Origin of the sequence: Streptomyces sp. NPDC047982 (assembly GCF_043204165.1) — a bacterium.
Taxonomy (GTDB): Bacteria; Actinomycetota; Actinomycetes; order Streptomycetales; family Streptomycetaceae; genus Streptomyces.
In genome coordinates this window covers 1-18,886 of record NZ_JBIDBS010000041.1, presented here as the reverse complement: position 1 = coordinate 18,886, position 18,886 = coordinate 1, and the positions used below count along the sequence as shown (strand labels likewise).

12 protein-coding genes are annotated in these 18,886 nt (G+C 68.4%); 3 read left to right on the top strand and 9 right to left on the bottom strand.

Features of this window, described 5'->3' with window-relative positions; genetic code table 11:
* Positions 1 to 385: 385 nt before the first annotated feature.
* The 3 genes from ACGF2V_RS30320 to ACGF2V_RS30310 all read right to left on the bottom strand — a co-directional run bounded on the left by ACGF2V_RS30320 (position 386) and on the right by ACGF2V_RS30310 (position 4,202).
* Positions 386 to 2,890: a Helicase associated domain protein gene (locus tag ACGF2V_RS30320; protein WP_362711086.1), complete on the bottom strand. Its 2,505-nt coding sequence runs from the start codon at positions 2,888 to 2,890 to the stop codon at positions 386 to 388.
* A 54-nt stretch (positions 2,891 to 2,944) separates the two neighbouring features.
* On the bottom strand, positions 2,945 to 3,439 hold the full coding sequence (locus tag ACGF2V_RS30315) for a hypothetical protein (protein WP_362711084.1): 495 nt from the start codon (positions 3,437 to 3,439) through the stop codon (positions 2,945 to 2,947).
* A gap of 190 nt (positions 3,440 to 3,629) precedes the next feature.
* Positions 3,630 to 4,202 carry a putative phosphothreonine lyase domain-containg protein gene (locus ACGF2V_RS30310; protein ID WP_362711082.1) on the bottom strand — a complete coding sequence of 191 codons (573 nt, stop codon included), beginning with the start codon at positions 4,200 to 4,202 and terminating at the stop codon, positions 3,630 to 3,632.
* 50 nt (positions 4,203 to 4,252) lie between these two features.
* Between ACGF2V_RS30310 and ACGF2V_RS30305 the strand changes: the two genes are divergently transcribed.
* Genes ACGF2V_RS30305 through ACGF2V_RS30295 form a run of 3 tightly spaced genes read left to right on the top strand, consistent with a single transcriptional unit; the run spans position 4,253 to position 11,489 of the window.
* The gene (locus ACGF2V_RS30305) at positions 4,253 to 5,428 is read left to right on the top strand and encodes a hypothetical protein (protein WP_362626475.1); all 1,176 of its coding nucleotides are present in this window, start codon (positions 4,253 to 4,255) and stop codon (positions 5,426 to 5,428) included.
* Positions 5,425 to 8,718, top strand: coding sequence for a hypothetical protein (locus ACGF2V_RS30300; protein WP_362711080.1), 3,294 nt, complete (start codon positions 5,425 to 5,427; stop codon positions 8,716 to 8,718). Before ACGF2V_RS30305 ends, ACGF2V_RS30300 begins: the two co-directional genes overlap by 4 nt.
* Positions 8,719 to 8,759: 41 nt before the next feature.
* Positions 8,760 to 11,489, top strand: a complete 2,730-nt coding sequence (locus ACGF2V_RS30295) for an RNaseH domain-containing protein (RefSeq protein WP_362626480.1) — start codon at positions 8,760 to 8,762, stop codon at positions 11,487 to 11,489.
* Between the two features lie 329 nt (positions 11,490 to 11,818).
* On the opposite strand, the gene ACGF2V_RS30290 is transcribed toward ACGF2V_RS30295, so the two are convergent.
* The 6 genes from ACGF2V_RS30290 to ACGF2V_RS30265 all read right to left on the bottom strand — a co-directional run.
* On the bottom strand, positions 11,819 to 13,978 hold the full coding sequence (locus ACGF2V_RS30290) for a hypothetical protein (RefSeq protein WP_362711078.1): 2,160 nt from the start codon (positions 13,976 to 13,978) through the stop codon (positions 11,819 to 11,821).
* Positions 13,975 to 14,382 carry a hypothetical protein gene (locus ACGF2V_RS30285; protein WP_362711076.1) on the bottom strand — a complete coding sequence of 136 codons (408 nt, stop codon included), beginning with the start codon at positions 14,380 to 14,382 and terminating at the stop codon, positions 13,975 to 13,977. The genes ACGF2V_RS30290 and ACGF2V_RS30285 overlap by 4 nt, the downstream gene beginning before the upstream one ends.
* Positions 14,383 to 14,787: 405 nt before the next feature.
* Positions 14,788 to 16,209, bottom strand: coding sequence for a hypothetical protein (locus ACGF2V_RS30280; protein ID WP_362711074.1), 1,422 nt, complete (start codon positions 16,207 to 16,209; stop codon positions 14,788 to 14,790).
* On the bottom strand, positions 16,206 to 17,024 hold the full coding sequence (locus ACGF2V_RS30275; RefSeq protein WP_362711072.1) for an ATP-binding protein: 819 nt from the start codon (positions 17,022 to 17,024) through the stop codon (positions 16,206 to 16,208). Before ACGF2V_RS30275 ends, ACGF2V_RS30280 begins: the two co-directional genes overlap by 4 nt.
* On the bottom strand, positions 17,018 to 17,845 hold the full coding sequence (locus ACGF2V_RS30270) for an ATP-binding protein (protein ID WP_362626496.1): 828 nt from the start codon (positions 17,843 to 17,845) through the stop codon (positions 17,018 to 17,020). The genes ACGF2V_RS30275 and ACGF2V_RS30270 overlap by 7 nt, the downstream gene beginning before the upstream one ends.
* Positions 17,842 to 18,886: Mu transposase C-terminal domain-containing protein (locus tag ACGF2V_RS30265; RefSeq protein WP_362711070.1), on the bottom strand; the 1,045-nt coding region annotated here is incomplete at its 5' end. The genes ACGF2V_RS30270 and ACGF2V_RS30265, both read right to left, overlap by 4 nt.

The following is an 18,886-nucleotide window of genomic DNA, read 5'->3' as shown; positions in this document are numbered from 1 at the left end:
GCGCGCGCTTCGCTCCGCGAAGACGACGCGCCGCCCCTACGGGGCGGTCTCCGTGGTGGACTCCGTCCACCTGACTCAGGGCCACTCCGTGGCCCTGAGTCACGGTCGACGCTCCGCGGATCACGAACAGCCGCTCCGCGCCTGCTCGTTGGCCCGCTTTGCGGGCGGGCTGGGGGTGTCTGGTCGTCAGGTTACGGAGCGTCCGGTATGCCACCCCGGATACGCTGGCCAAACGCCCTGGCGGTACTTCCTCCTGGCTGTGCGTCAAAAGCCCACTCCAGATGGAGCCTGAAGCCAATCCCCCCTCAGCCCCGGACGGCTTCCTCCGCAAGCTCCAGCGGTAGCGTTTCGAGGGTGCTTCCTTAAGGCATCGTGGGCAAAAAATTTACGGGATGTCTGAGAATCCGGGGCGCTCCTCTTCGGAGGGGACGACGCCGGCTTCGCGGAGGATGCTCTGGATCAACTGACTTCTGCTCTCGGAGAGTTGGCCAGTCCTCTGGCCGGTGCGGATCTTGCAGAGCCAAGGTCCAATCATGACGCGTTCCCCGTCGGCCTCGATCCCCTCCCGGGCTCCAGGAGGACGGCCGTGCCGCTCCACGAAGGCGCGCAGCAGCATGGCTGTCTGTTCGAAGGAGCGGCGCTTCCTGGTCTTGGGAGTGCTGGGTGTGGCGGGGGCGATGGGAGTCTTCTTAGTCGGCAGGGTGATGCGATCCGGGGTGAGGCCGAGTCGGGCCAGGAGGCAACGCTGACCGTCGTTAAGAGTGTTCCAGGTGGTGAGTTGGCGGTGCAGCCAGGTACCAGCCTTCACTCCGTCAATGACGGTGTCACGGCGCAGCGTGACGGGGTCGTGTCCGGTCTGGAGGTGACGGGCCAGGAGGTGGTACTTGCGGTGCCAGTCGGGTCCGTATGGCAGGAGCCAGTCGGGGTCGAGGGTGGTAAGGCGGGTGTGGCGGGTTTCGGGGAGTTGGCCTTTGCGGGCCAGGCCGCGCTGGTCGACGAGGAACTGGCCGCCAGGGGCGTGGGCGGGGATGGCGAGATGACCGTGTTCGGTGTGGAAGGCCTCGGCCAGGGTCATGTTGCCTTCGAAGGCGGCTTCGTTCTCGTCCCAGATCATGCCGAGCTCGTCGAGTTCAGCGGTCCAGTCCGCAGTCAGGGTGCCTCGGCGGTGGGCGGTACGCTGGCCGGCGATGAATGCTCCCAGGCGGTAGCCGTAGGCGTCGGTGTAGTCGACCGGGACCTTCAGATGGCCGTGTTCGGCGTGGTAGCGGGTGGCGGCGGCGAGGCCGGTGCGGCGGGGCGCGGAGAGCACCGCGCCAGCTGACGGCCAGGCCAGCAGGTCCATCGCGCGGGCGATCGTGCCCGGGTCGAGGGTGAAGTCGAAACGGAACCGGCGTGTCAGGAGGCGGTGGGTGTCGCCGTCCAGGCGGTGCGCGGTGGCCTTGCGCGGGGCGCGGGCAGCAATCGTCTGGTCGTGATGGCGCAGCGCTGCGGTGATCATCCAGAGGGCTTCGTAGGGGGTGTCGAGGAGGTCGGTGGGGTCGGAGTCGGGTGGGATGTAGGCGGGGATGACCAGACTCGCGGTCTTCACATCGGTGGTGGGAGGTTTGCGCAGGGCGCGGCCCAGGGCCTGGACGATCCGGCGCACGCTCTCGGTGCGGGAGGCGAACACGATGGCGTCCACAGCTGGCAAGTCGATGCCTTCGCCCAGGACTTGGGCGTTGGTGATCACGGCGCGGTCGGCGTTCGCGAACTGGTTGAGGAGTTTCGTGCGCTGGTCGGGGGTGTGGTTGCCGTTGATCGAGGAGACGGACAGGGTGCTGGCCCAGGAGGGGCGTTGGTCGGGTGGGAGGGTGCGTAGGGTGTGGGGGAACTGGCGGGCGAAGTCTTCTGCGTCGGCGACCTGTTGGAAGTAGACGATCACATGGCGGAGGTCGTGTTCCGTCATCGCTTTGAGGACTGCCAGGTGCAGGGCGGTCGTCCGGCGCGCGGTCGGGGCGAAACCGGTGTGCGCGTGGTCGGGGTCGGTCAGGACCGTGCGCAGGTCGGTGTCGGTGATGGTGGGGACCAGGAGCTGGTAGTCGGCCAGAACACCGTCCTCGATCGCAGCCGCGTGGGTGTAGGTGTGCAGGCGGGGGCCGAACACCTTGACGTCGTCCATCGAGGCGATCAGGGACGGGGACTCCCACACCGGTGCGGTCGATGCGGTCCGCTTGGGGCGCGGGCGGGTGTCCGGGGCCTCGGCCAGGCGCGGCGCCTCCCATTCATAGGGCGTGGCGGTCAGGTACAGACGGCGGTCGGTGCGGATCCGGGAGGAATCGTGGACCATCGTCCACTCCTTGTCCCAGGAGCCCGCGGTGCGGTGTGCCTCGTCGATGACTGCGAGGTCGAAGGCGGGTGCGGTGAAGACGGAGTGCTGGATTTCCTCGATCCGCGGGAGGGAGTCGAGGGTCACGAGCACGATCGCCTTCTCGTTCTTCCTGGCGCGCTGGGCCAGCCAGTACGCCAGGTACTCCCCCGAACCCGTACTGCTCGCGCCCGCCTTGGCCAGCACGGGGTGCCTGTCCGCGTTCAGCGACGACACCGCCATCAACGCCTCGGTACGGCCGTCAGCGCGGGCCGCGGCCGCCCACTGGCCGATCAAGTCCCTCGACGGCACCACCACCAGCAGAAAACGGACATCCAGGGCCTCGGCCGTGCGCAGAGCGATCAGCGTCTTCCCCGTACCGCACGCCGACACCATGTGCCCCCGGCTCCCGGTCTTCCTCAGACCTCTTACCCCACTGTCCACCGCCGCCTGCTGATCCACACGCAGCGTCCGGCGGGCAGGCGCGAAAGCGTCGGTCAGGGGCGGATGGCTGCCCGGGACAGCGGGACTGGGATTGGTGGCCATCAGGTGGTTCCTTGAGAGGCTCGGCTGAAGGTTCGCGGGGCAGGGTGGAGGGGATCACTGGTAGAGGAAGTCTGTCCACCACACCTGAAGCCCGTCGACCAGGGCGACAGCATTGTCTGCCACCTGACGGCGCTGGGCGGTTTCATACGTGGCGTACAGGGCGTCGAAGGCTGGCCCGGGATTGTGGTGCGCCGCGGCGAGCCGGCAGAAATGGGGTGAAGGACTGAAGGCGGTTGTCGCCGCCTCGTCTTCGTCCACCAGCTCCGCGGGAAGCCCGCCGTACACCTCGGAGGCGATCCAGCAGGCCCAGTCCACCAGCCTGCGCGTCGCCCCCACGTCGGCCGCGACGCGGTCGAGCAGTAGCGGGCGGCATCCGGGATCGGTACATTCGTCCACCGTCGCGTAGAACAACCGGTCCAGCAGGGCGTCACCCGCCCGGGCCTGAAGGTCTGACAGGTAGGCCCCGGACGGCGGCACGAACGTGCGTTGCCGACGGCGGACCGTGGCCGCAGTGTGCACATGGTCCACGCCGCTCACGATTCTCTCCACGGCCTCTCCCGGATTCGTTATCTGGCGTCACGCCTCATCGTCACGCGCCCCGCACGCGGTAGGGCGAAGAGCGGCGAACATGCCGCACAGCAATGGATCTTCAGGTAGGGAGACGCGCCCTCGAAGACGCGGTAGCGGTGGTGCGCGAGGAAGCACTGATTGCTCGGTCCACTCTGTGCCCTTGTAGGTGTCAAGTGTGCTTCGGTGCTGTTGCTTTCCTGCGTACCGCAGCAGCCCTTCGGGCCTGGGCTCGCGCAGCATGGTGGTGTTCGAGGGCTTCTCGGGTGCGTTTGGGGATGACCAGTTTCTGCTTGGCGGCGGGCGCGACGAAGGTGCTGGCGCCGGTTCCGTAGCGGTCGTTGAGGGTGTCGCTGTCGGTCTTGTAGAGGAGGAGGTCGGTGATGCCGAGGGCGCGGAGGTTGGTCAGTACTCGTTGGACGTCGTCGACATCGTGCCAGTCCCGGGTGTAGATGCAGATGGGGCGGCGGGTGTCATCGCTCTTGGTGCGGGTGTTGATGAGCGTGGCTGCCTTGCTGCGGTGGCCGAGAAGGCCGTCTTCAGTTGCGGCGTGGATCGTGGTCCAGGAGTCGTCGACAAGGCTGAGCGGCGTAAACCAGATCCACTTGCCGCTGAAGGGGCGGTCGTCCTCGGTCAGGGAGGTATCCGGGGCGGCGGCCCACAGCCAGTATTCGGTGGTCTCGCGTGAGGGGGTGGTACTGGTGGGCGCTTCGGGCTGGGCCGATGGAGCGGTCTTGGTGTTCATGATCGGCACCGTATGCGACATTCATTAGCTTTTTCGCTTATTCACCCAGTATGGGTCTCGTAGAACGGAACACCCCTCGATGGCGCCGTGACCTGGCGCTGACCGCGTGCTGCGCGGCTGCGGTAGCGGAAGCGGACCGCACCAGCGATCCGGGCCAGCGAGCTGCCCGGCTCATCGACTGCCTCGGGGTTCTGCGCTCGACACACGGTGCCGGCGCAGCCGCCACGTTGGACATGGGCGTGTTGCGGCGCGGCCTGCGCCACGGGCTCGCGCCCCTGCTTCCCGCCTGCAGCGAGGGCGACGACCCGCTCGGCGAGATGCGGCTGCTGGATCAGGACGGCTTGCTGTGCGACGCCGTGGAAGATCTGGGCCGCGAACACCTCGTGCCTCAGCAGGCGTTGATGGAGTACTGGCCCTGGGCGCGTCTGCGTGCCGAGCAGGAGGAGCAGCAGCTGTACGCGGAGATCCGGCGTCTTCCGCCGGACGATTATGCGAGGGTGCGCGAGCTGCTGGCGAGTGATCCGGTGGCAGAGCGGGGTGTGCTGTGGGAGAAGTGGGGCGGGTTGTGGGGGCGATTCGGGTTCTTCGAGCCGGTCTCGTCCTGGCCGTGGTGCAACGCTGCGGGCTGGTGCTTCCCGTGTCCTACCTGTGCCTGGCCGATGCGGGCTCAGTCCGCCGGCGGCGGTGTCTTCGTCGTGTCGTGCGACGCGCATCTGCTGGAGGGGGCGACGTACACCTACCGGCCGGTGCGGGGCGGCGGCCCTCCGGTCCTGGAGGGCGGGGGCGGCTCTGGCGGTCAGGTGGAAGGATTCCCGGCTGCCGGTGACTACTTGGCGGTCTCCCGGACGGTATGGCGGTATCTGACCCTGCCGGGGCGCATGGAGTTCGCGATCCGGGACGCGCTGACCGGCATCGCCAGTCTCGATGTCCTCATGTACCCGGACGGCGACCGCTACGACCTGCACATCACGGCAGCCGAACCGCTGGTGGCCAAACAGTGGCGGGTGGACGCGAAGGCGTGGCGGTCCTTCGGCGCCCTGGCCGATGCGTTGCTCGAGCGTCCCGTGCTGGGCGGAGCGGTGCCGCTGACCATCGTGGTCCCCCACCGGCAGCGGTCCGACCTTCCGCTGCTGCGGGCGCGTCTTGCTGGGCGGCCGGACTTTGCGGTGATGACCGACAAGGACCTTGTCGCCGAGGTTCTTCGCTGGTGCCGGGGTGAGTCGTGACAACTGGTGAGGTCCGTGAGGCGTTGCAGCGCTGTGTTGTCGCGGCGTATCTCGCTCTGTCCCAGCAGTACTTCGCCTTCGAGACCATCGAGGGCCGCCGCGGTGTGCCGTTGGACTTCGCGGCGATGTTCGCCGCCCGGCGCACCGATCTGTGGGGTGCGTGGCTGTCGCTGCCGCGCACCGAGTACGAGCTGGTGGGCCGGTTGTGGCGGGCGGTCAGGCAGGAGGGGGACCTGGCGCAGCCGGAGACGTTCCGTGAGGCGGTACTGGAGTACGCGGTGGCGCCCACGGCGCTGTTCCGGATTCCGGAGGAGTCGAACGCGGACGAGACCCACTGGCTGGTGGCCTGCCATGCTCAAGAGCCCCTCGTCCTGGCCGAGAACCTCGTTCAGGAGGCCGAGGACTACCGGGGCGTGCTGGAGACGGTCCTGCCGACGGCTGGCGAAGGCCTGTGGGCGTTTGGCCACGATGGGCTGTACACGGTAGAGATTCCTGCCAGCGAAAAGAGCGCCTTTGTGGCGCCGGTCCGGCTGCGCACCGAGCCGTTCCTTGACGAGGCGAAGCTGCCGCGCGAAGCCGTGATGGACCGCGTGGAGGGCCAGGCGAGAGCCCAGCCGGAGAAGTTCGGGTGGAAGCCCGGCCTGCTGCAGGGGTTCTTCGACAGGCTCACCGATGCCTACGGCCGTACGGCAGCGGAGCTGCGGCTGCCTGCCGGGGCCATGACGCTGCTGAATGCGCCCACGGGGGTGGGCAAGAGCGTGCTGATGCGGGATGCGGCGCATCTTCTTGCGGCGAGCGGCCAGGGGCCGGTCCTCATTGTGGTGGGCCGCATCCGTGAAGGGCTGGGGACCGCTGAGCAGTTGGGCGCGGATAACGCACTGGTCGAGGAGACAGCCGCCGCTGTGCAGGACGCGGCCGAACGGGCCGGAAGGCCCCTGCGGGTGGTGCCGTGGGTGGCGTCCTCGCGCTACGACGACCAGGCGGAGCTTGCGTTCACCCAGGGACGCGAGGACCGGTTCGAGCAGTTCGCCGGCGGTTGTGAGATGACCGGTTGGCAGGTGGACGGCCCGCGGCTGGACCGCGCCAAGCTCCCCTGCGCCCAGTTGGAGTGGGTCGACGGGCCCGCCGAGCCGGAGTCCGGCGGCAGGCATCTGTGCCCACGCATGGGGATCTGCCGGCGCTTCGAGCACGTTCGGCAGGCCGCCGAGGCGGACATCATCGTGACCAACCACCACAATCTGATCCGGGGGCGCTGCAAGGTGCCCGTCGAGGTGGACGGCGAGCGGGTCGTCAACGACATGAATGTGCTGGAGTTCGTGCTGCGCCGCTGCCGCGTCGTGATCATTGACGAGGTTGATTCCTTCCAGTCCACCTGGTGTACGCAGGGTGCGCAGGAGTTCACTCTCATCAGCCGTGGCCGCGGCAACGGCGGGCGGCTGGAAGAGGTCGACCGGCACCGCAACGGCCTGACTGCGCTGAAGAACCTGCTGGTGACCAGCCCGCTGATGGAGGCGCGCCGGCTCAGCGAGACCTTCCTGGACAACGTGTTGACCGGACATCTGTATTTGGAGTCCGAGCAGGAGCGCCAGAATCGTCCCGGATCCGGCTGGTACATGGTGGGCAAGAAAGACGCCGAGCTGTGTCGCGCCCTGACGGGCGCCTCGCCGGATGCCGAGGTCAGTGAAGGGGTCCACCAGGCCTACCTGGCGCTCTTCCCGGGCGAGCAGACTGACGCCGAGGTGCCGGAGGGCTGGCAGCCACTTGCCGAGCAGATCCGCCAGGCTCTGGTCGGCAAGGTCCAGGGCACTCGCCGCAGCAGAAAGCTCGCGGTCTTCAAGGACTCCATCTCGCGTATCCTGGGCGGCTCGCCCTTCCATGTGCCCGTCTCTCGCCGCGCCGCGCTGGTCAATGATCTGCTGGTGCGGGCCTGGCTCGGTGCGCTCCACAACGAGCTGCACACCTTGAAGTGGTCGCTCCTGCCGCTGCTGGGGGAGCTGAACGCGGCCACTGACCTGGTGTCCACGATGGGGCTGATCTCCCGCGATGAGCCGATTCCCTATGGGCCGCTGGGGCAGAACCTGTACGGGTTCAAGCTCGACAAGAACGCCGGCGGCACCGGCCGGCTGTCGCTGCAGTCGCTGGGCGGTGACCCGCACACCTCCACTGTCCGCCTCGGCGACACCGTCGCCCTGGCGACCGCAGGGGTGCGGCGCAGCGTACTTGGCCTGTCCGCCACCGCGTTCTTCCCCAAGGCCGCCCTGCAGCACGTGCACACCCTGCCCGCCTACGTAATGACCGACGCCGCTGTCGGCGCGGTCACCGCCCATGCCGGGAGTGTGTCGGCCACCGATATCGGCTGGCAGCCCATCTCGATCGGCGGCGTGGAGGAGAAACGCAAGCCCTCCGAGCTGCGCAAGCTCGCCGAGCGCCTCTGGCACACCCAGATGTCGTCGCATCTGGAGAAGGTCGCCCGCAACGACCCGCTGCGGGAGCTGGCGCTGCTGGCCGGGAACTCCTACTTCCACGCCGAGGTGATGGCCGCCGGGATCGCGGCCGCGTGCGGCCGCCCTGAATGGGTCGCGGTCCTCGTCAGCAACAGCCGGACCCCCTCCAAAGCGGCCGTGGCCCTGCCCGAGGGCGTGGTGCGGGTGACCATCGATGAACTCGAAGACCTGCCCGCCACCCACCCGCGGGTGAAGGTGATCTGCGCACCGCTGTCGGTGGTCTCCCGCGGCCTGAACATCCTCATCCCGCACACCGACCGCTCGGCGCTCGCTTCGGCGTGGGTGGGGGTACGCCCCATCACGCACCTGCACGAGCCGGCCGTGATGTACGCGAGCATCAACGCCTGCGGCATCGCCGCCGGCACCATCAGTGCTGATCCCGCGGGCATGCTCGCCTCTCAGCGCACCGCGGCCATCCGCCAGCGGGAGTTGCTGCTGCGCACCGACCCGCGGTTCTCGCGCATGCCGAAGTTTCTCAAGACCGAGGTCCTGGCGGGCATCCTTGTCGAGCTCATCCAATTGGCCGGGCGCGCGCGGCGCGGCGGCACCCCTGTTGAGCTCTACCTGGTCGACCACGCCTTCTTCAACCAGCAGTTGGGCTGCGACTTCCCCCGCCTCCTGCGCTCCTACTACGGCCAGCTCGACACCGACGAGCAGGACATCCTGCGCCGCGTCTACGGCTCCACCCTCACCGCCTGGCTCGACCTCGCCCACAGCGAGGACCTATTGCCCAGTCCCGTCACGTTGATTCCCGCCCCGGCCCTGGACGATGAAGGACTCGAGTAATGCCGTCGAATGACACCCGTATGTCCATGCTGGCAGCACCATTGACTAGCACGCTGATGGGCGCCGTGTGGCTGTACCGCTTCCCGGACAAGATCGAGCACGAGTGGAACAGGCTGCGCGCCATCTACCGCGGCAAGACCGGCTCGAAGGCCAACCTGCCCTATGCCGGACTGCTGACGGTACTGCGCGCCAGCGGCGCCACCAGCGCGACACTGAATCCCACCAGCAAGAGCAGGCCGCCGCAGTTCCTCGCGCTGTCCAAGAAGCTCTCGCCGTCGCATCTGCGGGCCGCGGTGGCCTTGTGGGAGCAAGCCTTGCTGCAGACACCGGCGGACAAGATCTCCCTGGCCTACAACAGTGACCTCGCTGACCTGTTCGCCTCGGTGGAGCCCGAACACGTGGCGGTGTGGGACCACGTCCAGCTCGGCCCGCACGCCGTCGACGCGGACGGCTGGGTGTGGGACGCGGCCAGCTCGAACCTTTCCTCCCTGGTGGCCAAGACCGACTTGCCCGTCGACGGCCGCGCCATCCCGCTTCGCCCGGACACCGAGAACAACGTCATGGTCTGGGACACCGAGCACCTGTGGTCGAACAACTGGCTCGACGCCCGCCCCGCCAAGGACAAGAAGAACGACAGCCCCAAGAGCGCTGCGGATGAGCCCCAGGAACCGGAGGAGTGGAAGATCCGGCGGCACTACGCCGCACTGCGGGTGGAAGTAGCGATGAAATCGCTGCACTCGCTGTCCGTGCCCCTGGTGGTCATGACACCCCGCGTGTCCAGACTGAGCAACCAGATCAATGGCGCCCGCACCGCCTGGTGGGCACCGCGCTCACCCACCCGGCCGCTGCTCTGCCTGAACCTGGGCGGAAAGGGCAAGTACACCCACCTCGAGCACACCAGCCGTCTAGCCCTTGATGCGTGGGTGCGGCTGATGGACGAGCCCGTGTTCCCCCGCAGCCCCAAGGACACAGAGTTCCTGCCCGTGAGCGCCATGGATCTGTCCGGCGAGCCCGGCAACTTCCGCGCGCTCATCCCCTTCTCGAAGTCCTTCCCCATCGGCAAGGGCGTCGGCCTGCACACCGTCGCCGCTCTGGCCGAGCACCTGTCCACCGTCACCGGGCAGGACCTCGTCTCCGGCCGACAGGTCGCAAAGGTCCTCTCGGTGGCCGCCCGCAAGACCGAGTACGGCCGTGACGCCACGCTCCTCGACGACGCCGACCTCCAGGGCATCATGGCCGCCGCGGGCTGCTCGAAGCTGCGCATCCTGGCCCTGTACCAGCACCAGGAGATGCGCACCCGCATGCAGCGGCTGCTGGCCTACCACTTCAACCGGCCCGAACTGGCCGCCGGTATGCCCGACGACGAGCTCGTCGAGCTCGGCTGCCACACCGAGGCGTTGCTGCACCGGGCTCCGGAGCTGCTGTCCCACGGCGGCCACCACGACCGGCGCGGTGCACTCACCGACGCCCTGCCCGGACTCGAAGCCGAGGGCGCCGGGGTCCTGGCCCTGGTCGAGACCGACTACGACGCCAAGGAGTGGGGTCGCCAGCGCCGCGATGCCCGCCGCGAGGTGGAAGGCGCCGTCGACCCCTACACGCTGGACGCCAAGCCGGAGGTCTCCCGGCATCTCGCGCGTCACGGTGTGCTCGCCCAGTTCCTCACCCCTACCACGAAGAAACTGCGCTCGAAGAAGAAGGAACGCGAGGCCGAGACGCCGCTCGAGGCGCTCGGCATGGAGCTCGCCGCGGACTTCCCCGGCCACATGGCCATCGGCGACATGCTGCGCGCCGCCGGCCTGGTCCACCCCCGCCTGACCCGCGCCATCTCCACCGGCAACGGCCTCAAGGACCGCGTCGCCCACCTCGGCCTGCACATGCGCGCCCAGCTCGGCGAGAAGCACGTCAACCGCACCGAGGAACCCAAGCTCATGTGGGTCCTCACCGCGTTCGTGCCGGTCGACGGGCACTGGAAGGCCCTGGCCTACCTGCCCGCCCATCGAGGCGGCAGCGGCAGCTGGTTCAACTACGCCCACGCCCAGGCGCTGTCCCGCAGCCAGCCCATCCCCGAGGGCAGCCGCGGCGACGACACCCTGCCCCGCCGCATCGACCATGCCCTGTTCGAGCTGAGCCGACATCTCAAATGCGGCTACGTCCTCTACGTATCCGGCGACTCCACCCGCCCCGTCTGGCCCCTGCTGGCGAACAAGAACGCCGACCTGCTCACCGATGACGACGGCCTGGCAGGCGGCAGGCCCGCGCTGCCCGGTGCCACGCTCGCGCCCGAGTACCGACCGCGAGCCGTCATCCGCACCACCTCCAGCGCCGACCCGAGCATCCCGCTGCCCGCGCTCTTCCACGAGATCGACGAGGACGGCAACGCCAGCGACGGCGACAAGACCAGCAACGCGCTGTTCCAACTCGAGGGCACCGGCACCACGTTCCTCATGAGCCGCCGCCCCCACCAGATGGACGGCAAGACCCCCTCGGCCAAGTCAGGACGTACACAAGGCCGTTGGGCGTGCGAGGACAAGGAGCAGCAGGCCGAGACCTGGTACAACCTCACCGCCACCGAGATCGCCGTCATCCAGCGGCCCAACGGGGAAGACGCGCTCCCCTACGCGCTGACCTGCGCGAGGCTGTGCAACCACGCCCTGGCCTGGGAACACCGCACCCGCCACCCCCTGCCCATCCACGCCGCCATCCAGATGGACAAAAACCACCCCGAATACCGGCGTACCATCGACTGGGAATCCGACGACGCCACCGGCTGACCAGCGACAACGACAAGCTTCGCCTCTCCGACCTCGGGCAACAGCGCAGCACGAGCGACTGATCGCAGGGCGTCGCCAGTGCCGTCGGCTGGTTGTCCGGTGGCAGGTAGTTCATCAATCAGGGCTCATCTTGCTTGCCCTGGCTGAGGTGGTTCATGGCAAAGGAGATCTCTTCGGGGTGGGCAGCCATGCGGGCTAGTGCCCAAGCGGTGCGCGCGTCCATGCCGGGTCCGTATGCGGCTGCCAGACGTCGGGCACGCCATGTGGTCAGCGGTGCCAGCAGCCACCGGTTCAGCGGGAACTTGACTCGTTGGTGTCCTGTGGAAGCTTCATAATCGGGGTTCACCTGTGCCTCCGGCAGCGCTGGTGTCCGGGAAGGATTCAGCAGCTTCCTTGAGTGGGCAGTGGGGTTCAGAGCACTGTGTGTGGTTGCAGGCTCGGAGGTTGGCCAGGGCAAGGCGCGCTTCGATCAGGGCGTGGTCGTCTTGGTCGGGGCTCCCGTACAGGAAGCGGGACATGGCGTCGAGGGGTGTGTGGGCGTTGCGCACGTCGGTGAGGATGCCGAAGGTGGCGGTGCGGTCCAGTCGGCCTTCGTGAGCGGCTCGGGCCCAGCCGAGGAGGATCTGGTGTGCGTGGTCGCGCACGTCTGGCTGTCGTAGTGTCTGCATCCAGCCGTTGATCAGGAAGTCCCGGATGGCAGGGGTGGCCTGTGCGGCGCTCACCAGTGTGTTCAAGACGCTGTGTGCGGGGTCGGTGAGCGCTAAGAAGGCCCGAGAGCCGGCGAGATGGGTCGGGTATCGCTCGAACCAGGTCTCGACTGTCTCAACGACTCGTCGGAACCCATCTGTGCTCTGTGCCGCGTGGGTTGTCAGGGCGGTCGCTGCGATGCGAGTTGCTTCGTCGTCGATGGCAAGGATGTGGCGTAGCCGAACGAGGGCCATGTGCGGCCATCGCGTGCCGTAGCGGCCGCTGCATGCCTGGGCGACGACCTTCCGCCGATGCGCGTGAGTCTTCGGCGCCCAGTCCAGCAGTTGCTTGTGAGCGTCCCGCGCAAGTTCCTCGGTCTCAGCGGCTCGGGTGATGAGTTCGGTGACGATACGGAGGCGTTCTTCGCCTGTGGAGGTGCTGGTCCAGGTATCGAGAATAGTGAAGAAGGGGGATTCCACCTCTGTGATGGACAGCTCCAGCAGACGGGATCCGATCTGCTCGGTCCACGCTTCGGCAACGCCGTCCGGAGCGGTGATGCGGGCGAGCCATTCCCTGGTTTCCGTTCGCTCGTCAGCCCAGTGATGCCAGTCCATGCGGATGGCGGAGAGGGCGAGGCCTGGGCGGGTGTGGAACGCGGCTGTGTCGTTGGTGGTGATGTCGACGCCGACGTCGCTCAGGCGGCGGCGGGGGCTGCGGCCTTCCCGGTAGCGGCGTGCAAGTGACTCGTCGCGGGAGCCGAACGCGGTGGCTGCCTTGATGCACAGTTCGAGAGGGGCGCCCTCGAGGTAGGCGGCGGCGAGCAGCATCATGCGGTCCTGGCCGCGGGTGCCCGTGCCGGTGAGCGTCTGTTCCAGGAAGTATGTCCATAGGAGGACTTCTTCCCGGATGCGGCGAATCTCCCTGATTCCCTGCTCGTGCTCCTGTGAAGAGGGCTGGTATTTGTCTCTCCGTTCGACCGCGCTGGCCATTCGTTCAGGGTCGATGTTGCGCAGGCGTCCGGCGATCGCAACGGCATCGGAGGGGCTGACACTGCGGGTGAGGAGATCGGACAGGACGCCGGCGGTCCGGTCGGGGGCAGCTTGGCGGAGCAGGCCGCGTGTCACCGCGCGCTGGGCGTCCTGCTGCAGCCACCCCGCCTGCGCGTCGCTGCCGGCGTGAGCGAGGTGGTTCCGGGCGACCTGGACGGCGTCGGGGCGTACCGCGCCGATCTCGAAGCGGGTCTCGCCCCTCCAGTCCCGTTGGTTGCCTGTGATGACCAGGCAACTGCCCGCGTCGTGGAGCTCTTCTGCCCAGGCCATGAGGGCGCGGGCGGCGTTCTCGGATAAGTGGCGCGAGGTTGCGTCGATCAGGTAGCCGTGCCCGGCGATGGGCTCGGGCAGGATTTCCCGCTCCGGTACTTCGTCCTCTTCCCAGTCGGCTGCGAGGTCGAAGAGCTGGGGAGGTCGTGTGGGGGTGGAGAGGTGGGTGTGCAGGGTACGGACTGCCGAGGTACGCCGTCCCGTGCCGCGCTCTCCCACGATGACGGCGAGGCCGTGTGCGGCGAGCAGGTTCGCGGCTCGCTGCGGGGTGGAAGTGTGCGCCCAGAGCGGCTCCAGAGCTGCTTCCCGGTCACTGCGAGGAATGGGGGTGATCGGCAGTTTGGGTCGCTGCGTGATGTTGATGTTGCCCGTGTTGGTGCCGCCGATCTGGACGGTGGTGCCGGCGTTACCGATGGCGGACTGTCCAGGAGGCGGCGAGTTGGCGGGGGGCTGGGGCGAGTCGTGCCCGTCCGGCGTGGTCACTTTCGCTCCGTGTTGATGCCGCCGGAGTTGTCCCTGCCGATCTGGATGACGGGGCCGGTGTTGTGCTCCGCGGTCTGGTTCACCCCGGCCTGTGGTTCTTCCGGCTTGCGGCGCGCCATTGCCGCCAGGTCCTCGGCTGCTTCGGGGAAGTCCTCCACCAGCGTCAACAGCCGCCGGCTCCACTTCTCCTGCAGGACCGCGTGATCCAGCGTGGCCACCTGCACCCGGTCGGCATCGAGCCGTTCGAGCTGGTGGTCTTTCTGCTCCTGGCCTCCGTGCCGGAAGAACCGGTCTGCCATGGAGCGCATCGATGTCCAGCTGTCCTTGGCCATCTCCGCGACCAGCGCAGCTGCGGCCGCACCTGCCAGTCCCACCAGTTGTGCCTGTTCCAGCACAGCTCTCACCCCACCAAAGATCCATTAAGTAACCGAATGATCACTTCGTGCAATCAGACAGGGTTCCAGAGGCATCGGTACGCCGGGACAGAGTCGGCGAGAATGACTGAAACCAGACGTCTGGCATCATCTCGTTGTCGCCCCCTCGATCCACTCATCGCATGCACGCTCATCGCGGCTCACAGCGGCACTGATCTGCTTCTGCCGGGTTCGTGACTGGAGAACTGCCCGGCAGCAAGGCGGCGTGACAGCCCCCTGAGGGTTCGGTCGTCCGTGCCCCGTCGCGGTACTTGCACGCCGTTCGGCTGCTGCTCCGGCCAGCTTTCAGGCCCGAAATGACACGCCTGTACCAGCCACGCTATGGGTGACTTGTGACAACCGGTGCGGCCGGAGAGGCAGCCCAGACCTGTTCGGTCACGGGTACGCTCCGGGCGGACGGCCCCAGACGGCCGAGACATCCGGAGCAGGCGCGCTGAGGTGCCGGCAACGGGCAGCGGTGTGCCAGTCCTGCGCCGGGTGCGGGTGCCGGATGGCGGGGATGGGGAGGCCGGCGTCGCGGATGAGGTGGTCGAAGCGGTCGGGGGTGCCGAAGCAGCCGGCGAACAGGCCGAGATGGTCGGAGGTACGCGGGGTGCGGCGGCGGAACTGGAGGGCGGCGGCCAGGATGCGGCGGGCGCGGGGCGGGATGGCGTACATGTGCCGCGGACCGGGCGGGATGCCGACATTGATCCGCGAGTCGCGGTCGATGGCCAGGCGGGTGGCGTTCTCGTGGATGCTGGCGATCTGGGTCATGGACAGCAGTGACCGGGTGGTTCCGGTGAACAGCAGGGCGGCCACTGCGGCAGCGCGCAGCGGATTGGGCAGGTGGGTGTCAAGGATATGGGCCACGTGCGGGGTGATCGGCACGGTGGTGATGCCGGGTCCTGCGTGCGCGGCGAGGTCGTCGGGGACGGCGAGATGGAGTTGCCTGCTGAGGAACCCGGCCTGCGCTCCGCGCACGCGGGCGAGGGTGTGCTGGGGGCTGGGGCTCAAGACGGTCAGCCGTGCCAGGAACAGGCGCAGGCCTTCCATGTCCTGCCAGGCGCAGGTCTCGTCCGGGCCGGTGTTCTCGGCCGGAGGCGTGGCAGGCGGGGCGGGTATGTGGCGGGCGAGCCAGGTGCGGGCGGCGGCGTAACCCGCCTGGTACTGGCCGTGGGCGTGGGCGTGGGCGAAGTCGGCCTCGCTCAGGCTGCGTTGGCAGTCGGAGAGGAATGCGGCGGCGCTGCGGGGCAGGTCGGGCAACGGGTGGACGTGATCGGATGGTGGCGGGCCGTGGCGTCGGCGGGTGGCAGGTGGGCCGATGGCGTTCATGATGGCGTCCGTGCCGCGCACCGCGGGCAGAGTGGTCAGTTGGGCGGTGGTGAGGCGCTCCCGCAGCTGTTGTTCGTCGGCCGGGGTGGGCGTGTGGGCGATGAGGACGAGGCGGATGCCGGTCTCGGCGCGCCAGGTGGCCAGGCGCCCCAGGCGTTCGGGGGTGAGGCGGTGGGCGCGCAGCACGATGGCTTCTTCGAGTCCTGTGGTCAGGGTCCAGCAGGTCACGGCGCGCCAGGCCGCGTCGGTGGACATCCGCTCGGCGTCGGGCCGGGCGAAGCTGTCGCGGCCCATGGCGCGCAGCAGGTCCAGGGCGAGGTAGGCGAGGCTGTTGGTGTGGGGGGTGGGGTCGGTGGTGATGCGGCCGCTTCTGGATTCGGCACGCTGGTGGGCGGTGTGGTGGACGGCGCGGTCGTCGCCCATGTCCAGGAGCAGCGTGACGGGCGGCGGGGTTATCGGTGTGGCGATGCCGGCGGGTGTGGTCATGGGCGGTGCGAGGTGTCGATGCGGCGGATGACCTGCCGCAGCAGGCCGGAGTCGGGGTGCGGGGCGCCGGCAGCGGTCAGGGTGCGTTGGACGTGGTGGGTGAGCAGGGCCCAGCGGCGCAGGCTGCCGTGTGCGAAGTGACCGTCCAGGAAGCAGAGCTGGTCGGGTGCGGCGGTCTGCCACAGCGGGTGCAGGGCGGGGATGGTACGGGGGATCTGGTCGTGGGTGAGCGGTTGGAGGGTCAGCCACTGCGTGGTGCGGGTGCGGAGCATCTGCTGGGCGCGTAAGGCCTTCTCCCCGTGCTGGCCGGCGATCAGGACCACGCAGAGTCCGCCGGGTAGGTCGTCGTACAGGAACCTCAGGTACTCGAAGCAGGCCTCGGACATCCGGTCTGCTTCGTCGACGACCACGATGCGGGGTGTGGCGGCAAGCGCGCGGCGGATGAGAGTGTCGGCAACCGCGGGCGCAGCAGGTGCAGCGCCCGGCAGGCCGAGAGCGTGGTACAGGTGGGCGCGCAGATCGGACGGTGTGGGTCTGGCCCCCAAGTGCAGCGGGACGTGAGCCTGGGGAAAGCAGGTGCGGGCGGCATGGTGGACGGCGAAGGTCTTGCCGACTCCGGCATCGCCCAGCACGCACAAAAAGCGCCGCTGCCGGTAGGCGCTGTCGAGGGCGTTCTCGGCTGCCGCAAGGCCGGGAGTGAGAACGGTGCGGGCCCCGGCCAGGTTGAGGAAGTACAGGTGCTGGGGTGCTGGCTTCTCGGTGAGAGTGAAGGGCTGTGGGGCCGGTGGAGGCGGCGCAGCCGTCTGGGTCAGCATCGGGCCAGGGCCCAGTCGACGATGGCGTCGTCGACCTGCTCGGTGCCGAAGTACTCCATGCCCTTGAGGACGTGCTTGGTCACCTTGACCCACTCGCGGAAGGAGCCGAGGGCGTACTGGGTGTCGATCCGCTTGAGCAGCGCCTCGTCCACGCCGCGCCATACGGGGTGGGAGTCGGGAACCGTTTTGAGGATCTCGTCCTCGGTCATCGCGAGGATCTCCAGGCGGATGTAAATCCTGGAGGCGAGTGCCGGGTCGCTCTGCAGGGTCTCGTAGGCCTCGCGGCCGCCGACGAACACGATGGCGGGTTTGGGTTCGCAGTTGTCCCACAGCTTGCGCAGGAACTCGAAGTTCTCCCGCCGGTACTGCTGGGCCTCGTCGCACACGATCACATACGGGCGCCTGGGCAGGGTCTCGCGCAGCAGCTTGTCGAACGCGGTCGGCGTGCCGGGCATCTTGCAGGACAGGTTCATCTGGTGGAACAGTTCCTCGCGCAGGTCCTTCGGCCCGGGGCGGGAGCGGGCGAAGTCCAGGGGCAGGATCAGGTCCGGGTTCATCTCCTGGATCGTGGCACGGGTGCTGAAGCTCTTGCCGAGCCCCGGATCGCCGTAGACCACGGACATGGCTCGCGACTCGACCGTGTCGATGACGGTGTCCTTGATCTGCAGCAGGGTGTCCGTGGCTACCAGGGCGGAGTCCTTCAGGCCGAGGAAGTGCTGCGGGCGTAAGTCGGGGCGGCGTCCTGGTGCCGGGGCACTCTGGGCTGCGGCCGGTGTGGTGCGGCGTGGGGATATGTGCTTGCGTTTCGGGGCAGTCGTCATGAGGCATCGTCCTTGGGCGTGGTGGGATCCTGGCCGGGGCGCGTCCAGGTGAGCGGGACCGGGGTCAGGGGCTGGTAGGGCTGTGTCCGCCGACGGGGCGCAGCAGCCGGGGCAGTTCCTTCGAGTTCGGCGCGTGCCTCCTGCTCGGTCATACGCAAAGCGCGTACGGGCAGTTCGGGCTGGGTCGAGGGCAGGTAGCGCTCCCGCCTGCGCTCGCCGGAACGTTTCAGGGCCTGGCGCAGCTCCGCGCTGTGCTCCTCGCGGTCGCTGAGGACCTTCTCGCGCAGGGCTTCGTCGGCTTCGTTGCTGAGGAAGGCCCGGCCCAGGTAGCGGTTGCCGCGGAAGGTGTAGAGGTCGATCTCGTGATGGTGGTGGGGCATCCACCGCACACGGACCTCGAGCCCGATCCGGCCCACGCCGTTCTCGGGCATGTAGGAGCGTTTGTTGAACTCCACCCCGTGGCTGGTGATCTTGCGGGATCTGTGGTCACTCTCGAGCATGAGGGCGCGCAGCTCGGTGGGGCTGGGCTCGGGCCGGATCTCGGCCGGGTCGGCCAGCCAGGACTGAAGCGGCGTCATACCGGTGCGCTTGATGACGTGCCCGGTGTTGTGCTCATCGACCCATGTGCGCAGCAGGCCTACGAACGCCTCGAACGTCAGCGGCGGATCCTGATCACCGACACGGCGGCGGTGATCCAGCCGGGGCGCTTTCGTGTAGCGGGGCAGGTCGGCGAAGAAGCGCGTCATGCTGGTGCGGTTCAGCCGCTCGATACCGCCCTTGTGGCGGGGGCTGCGTACCCGGTGCACAGGCACACTCAGCAGTCCGAACGCGCGTCGGACGGTCTTGGACAGGAAGTCGGCGCCGCCGTCGACGCGCACCAGGTGCGGCAGACCGCCGGCCGGGCCGTAAGGCGCCTCGCGCAGCACCGACATGCGTACCGCGGCCAGGACCGAACCGCGGTGCGCAGACCCGGCGGTGACCGCCCAGCCCACCACATAGCCGGTACCGCGGTCCTCGAACCACGTCACCCACACCCTCGAC

Bases quoted from the DNA above. Each gene is read 5' to 3' on its own strand.
- ACGF2V_RS30270 (WP_362626496.1), bottom strand. From the start codon at position 17,845: ATGACGACTGCCCCGAAACGCAAGCACATATCCCCACGCCGCACCACA.
- ACGF2V_RS30310 (WP_362711082.1), bottom strand. From the start codon at position 4,202: ATGAACACCAAGACCGCTCCATCGGCCCAGCCCGAAGCGCCCACCAGT.
- ACGF2V_RS30320 (WP_362711086.1), bottom strand. From the start codon at position 2,890: ATGGCCACCAATCCCAGTCCCGCTGTCCCGGGCAGCCATCCGCCCCTG.
- ACGF2V_RS30275 (WP_362711072.1), bottom strand. From the start codon at position 17,024: ATGCTGACCCAGACGGCTGCGCCGCCTCCACCGGCCCCACAGCCCTTC.
- ACGF2V_RS30305 (WP_362626475.1), top strand. From the start codon at position 4,253: ATGGGTCTCGTAGAACGGAACACCCCTCGATGGCGCCGTGACCTGGCG.
- ACGF2V_RS30280 (WP_362711074.1), bottom strand. From the start codon at position 16,209: ATGACCACACCCGCCGGCATCGCCACACCGATAACCCCGCCGCCCGTC.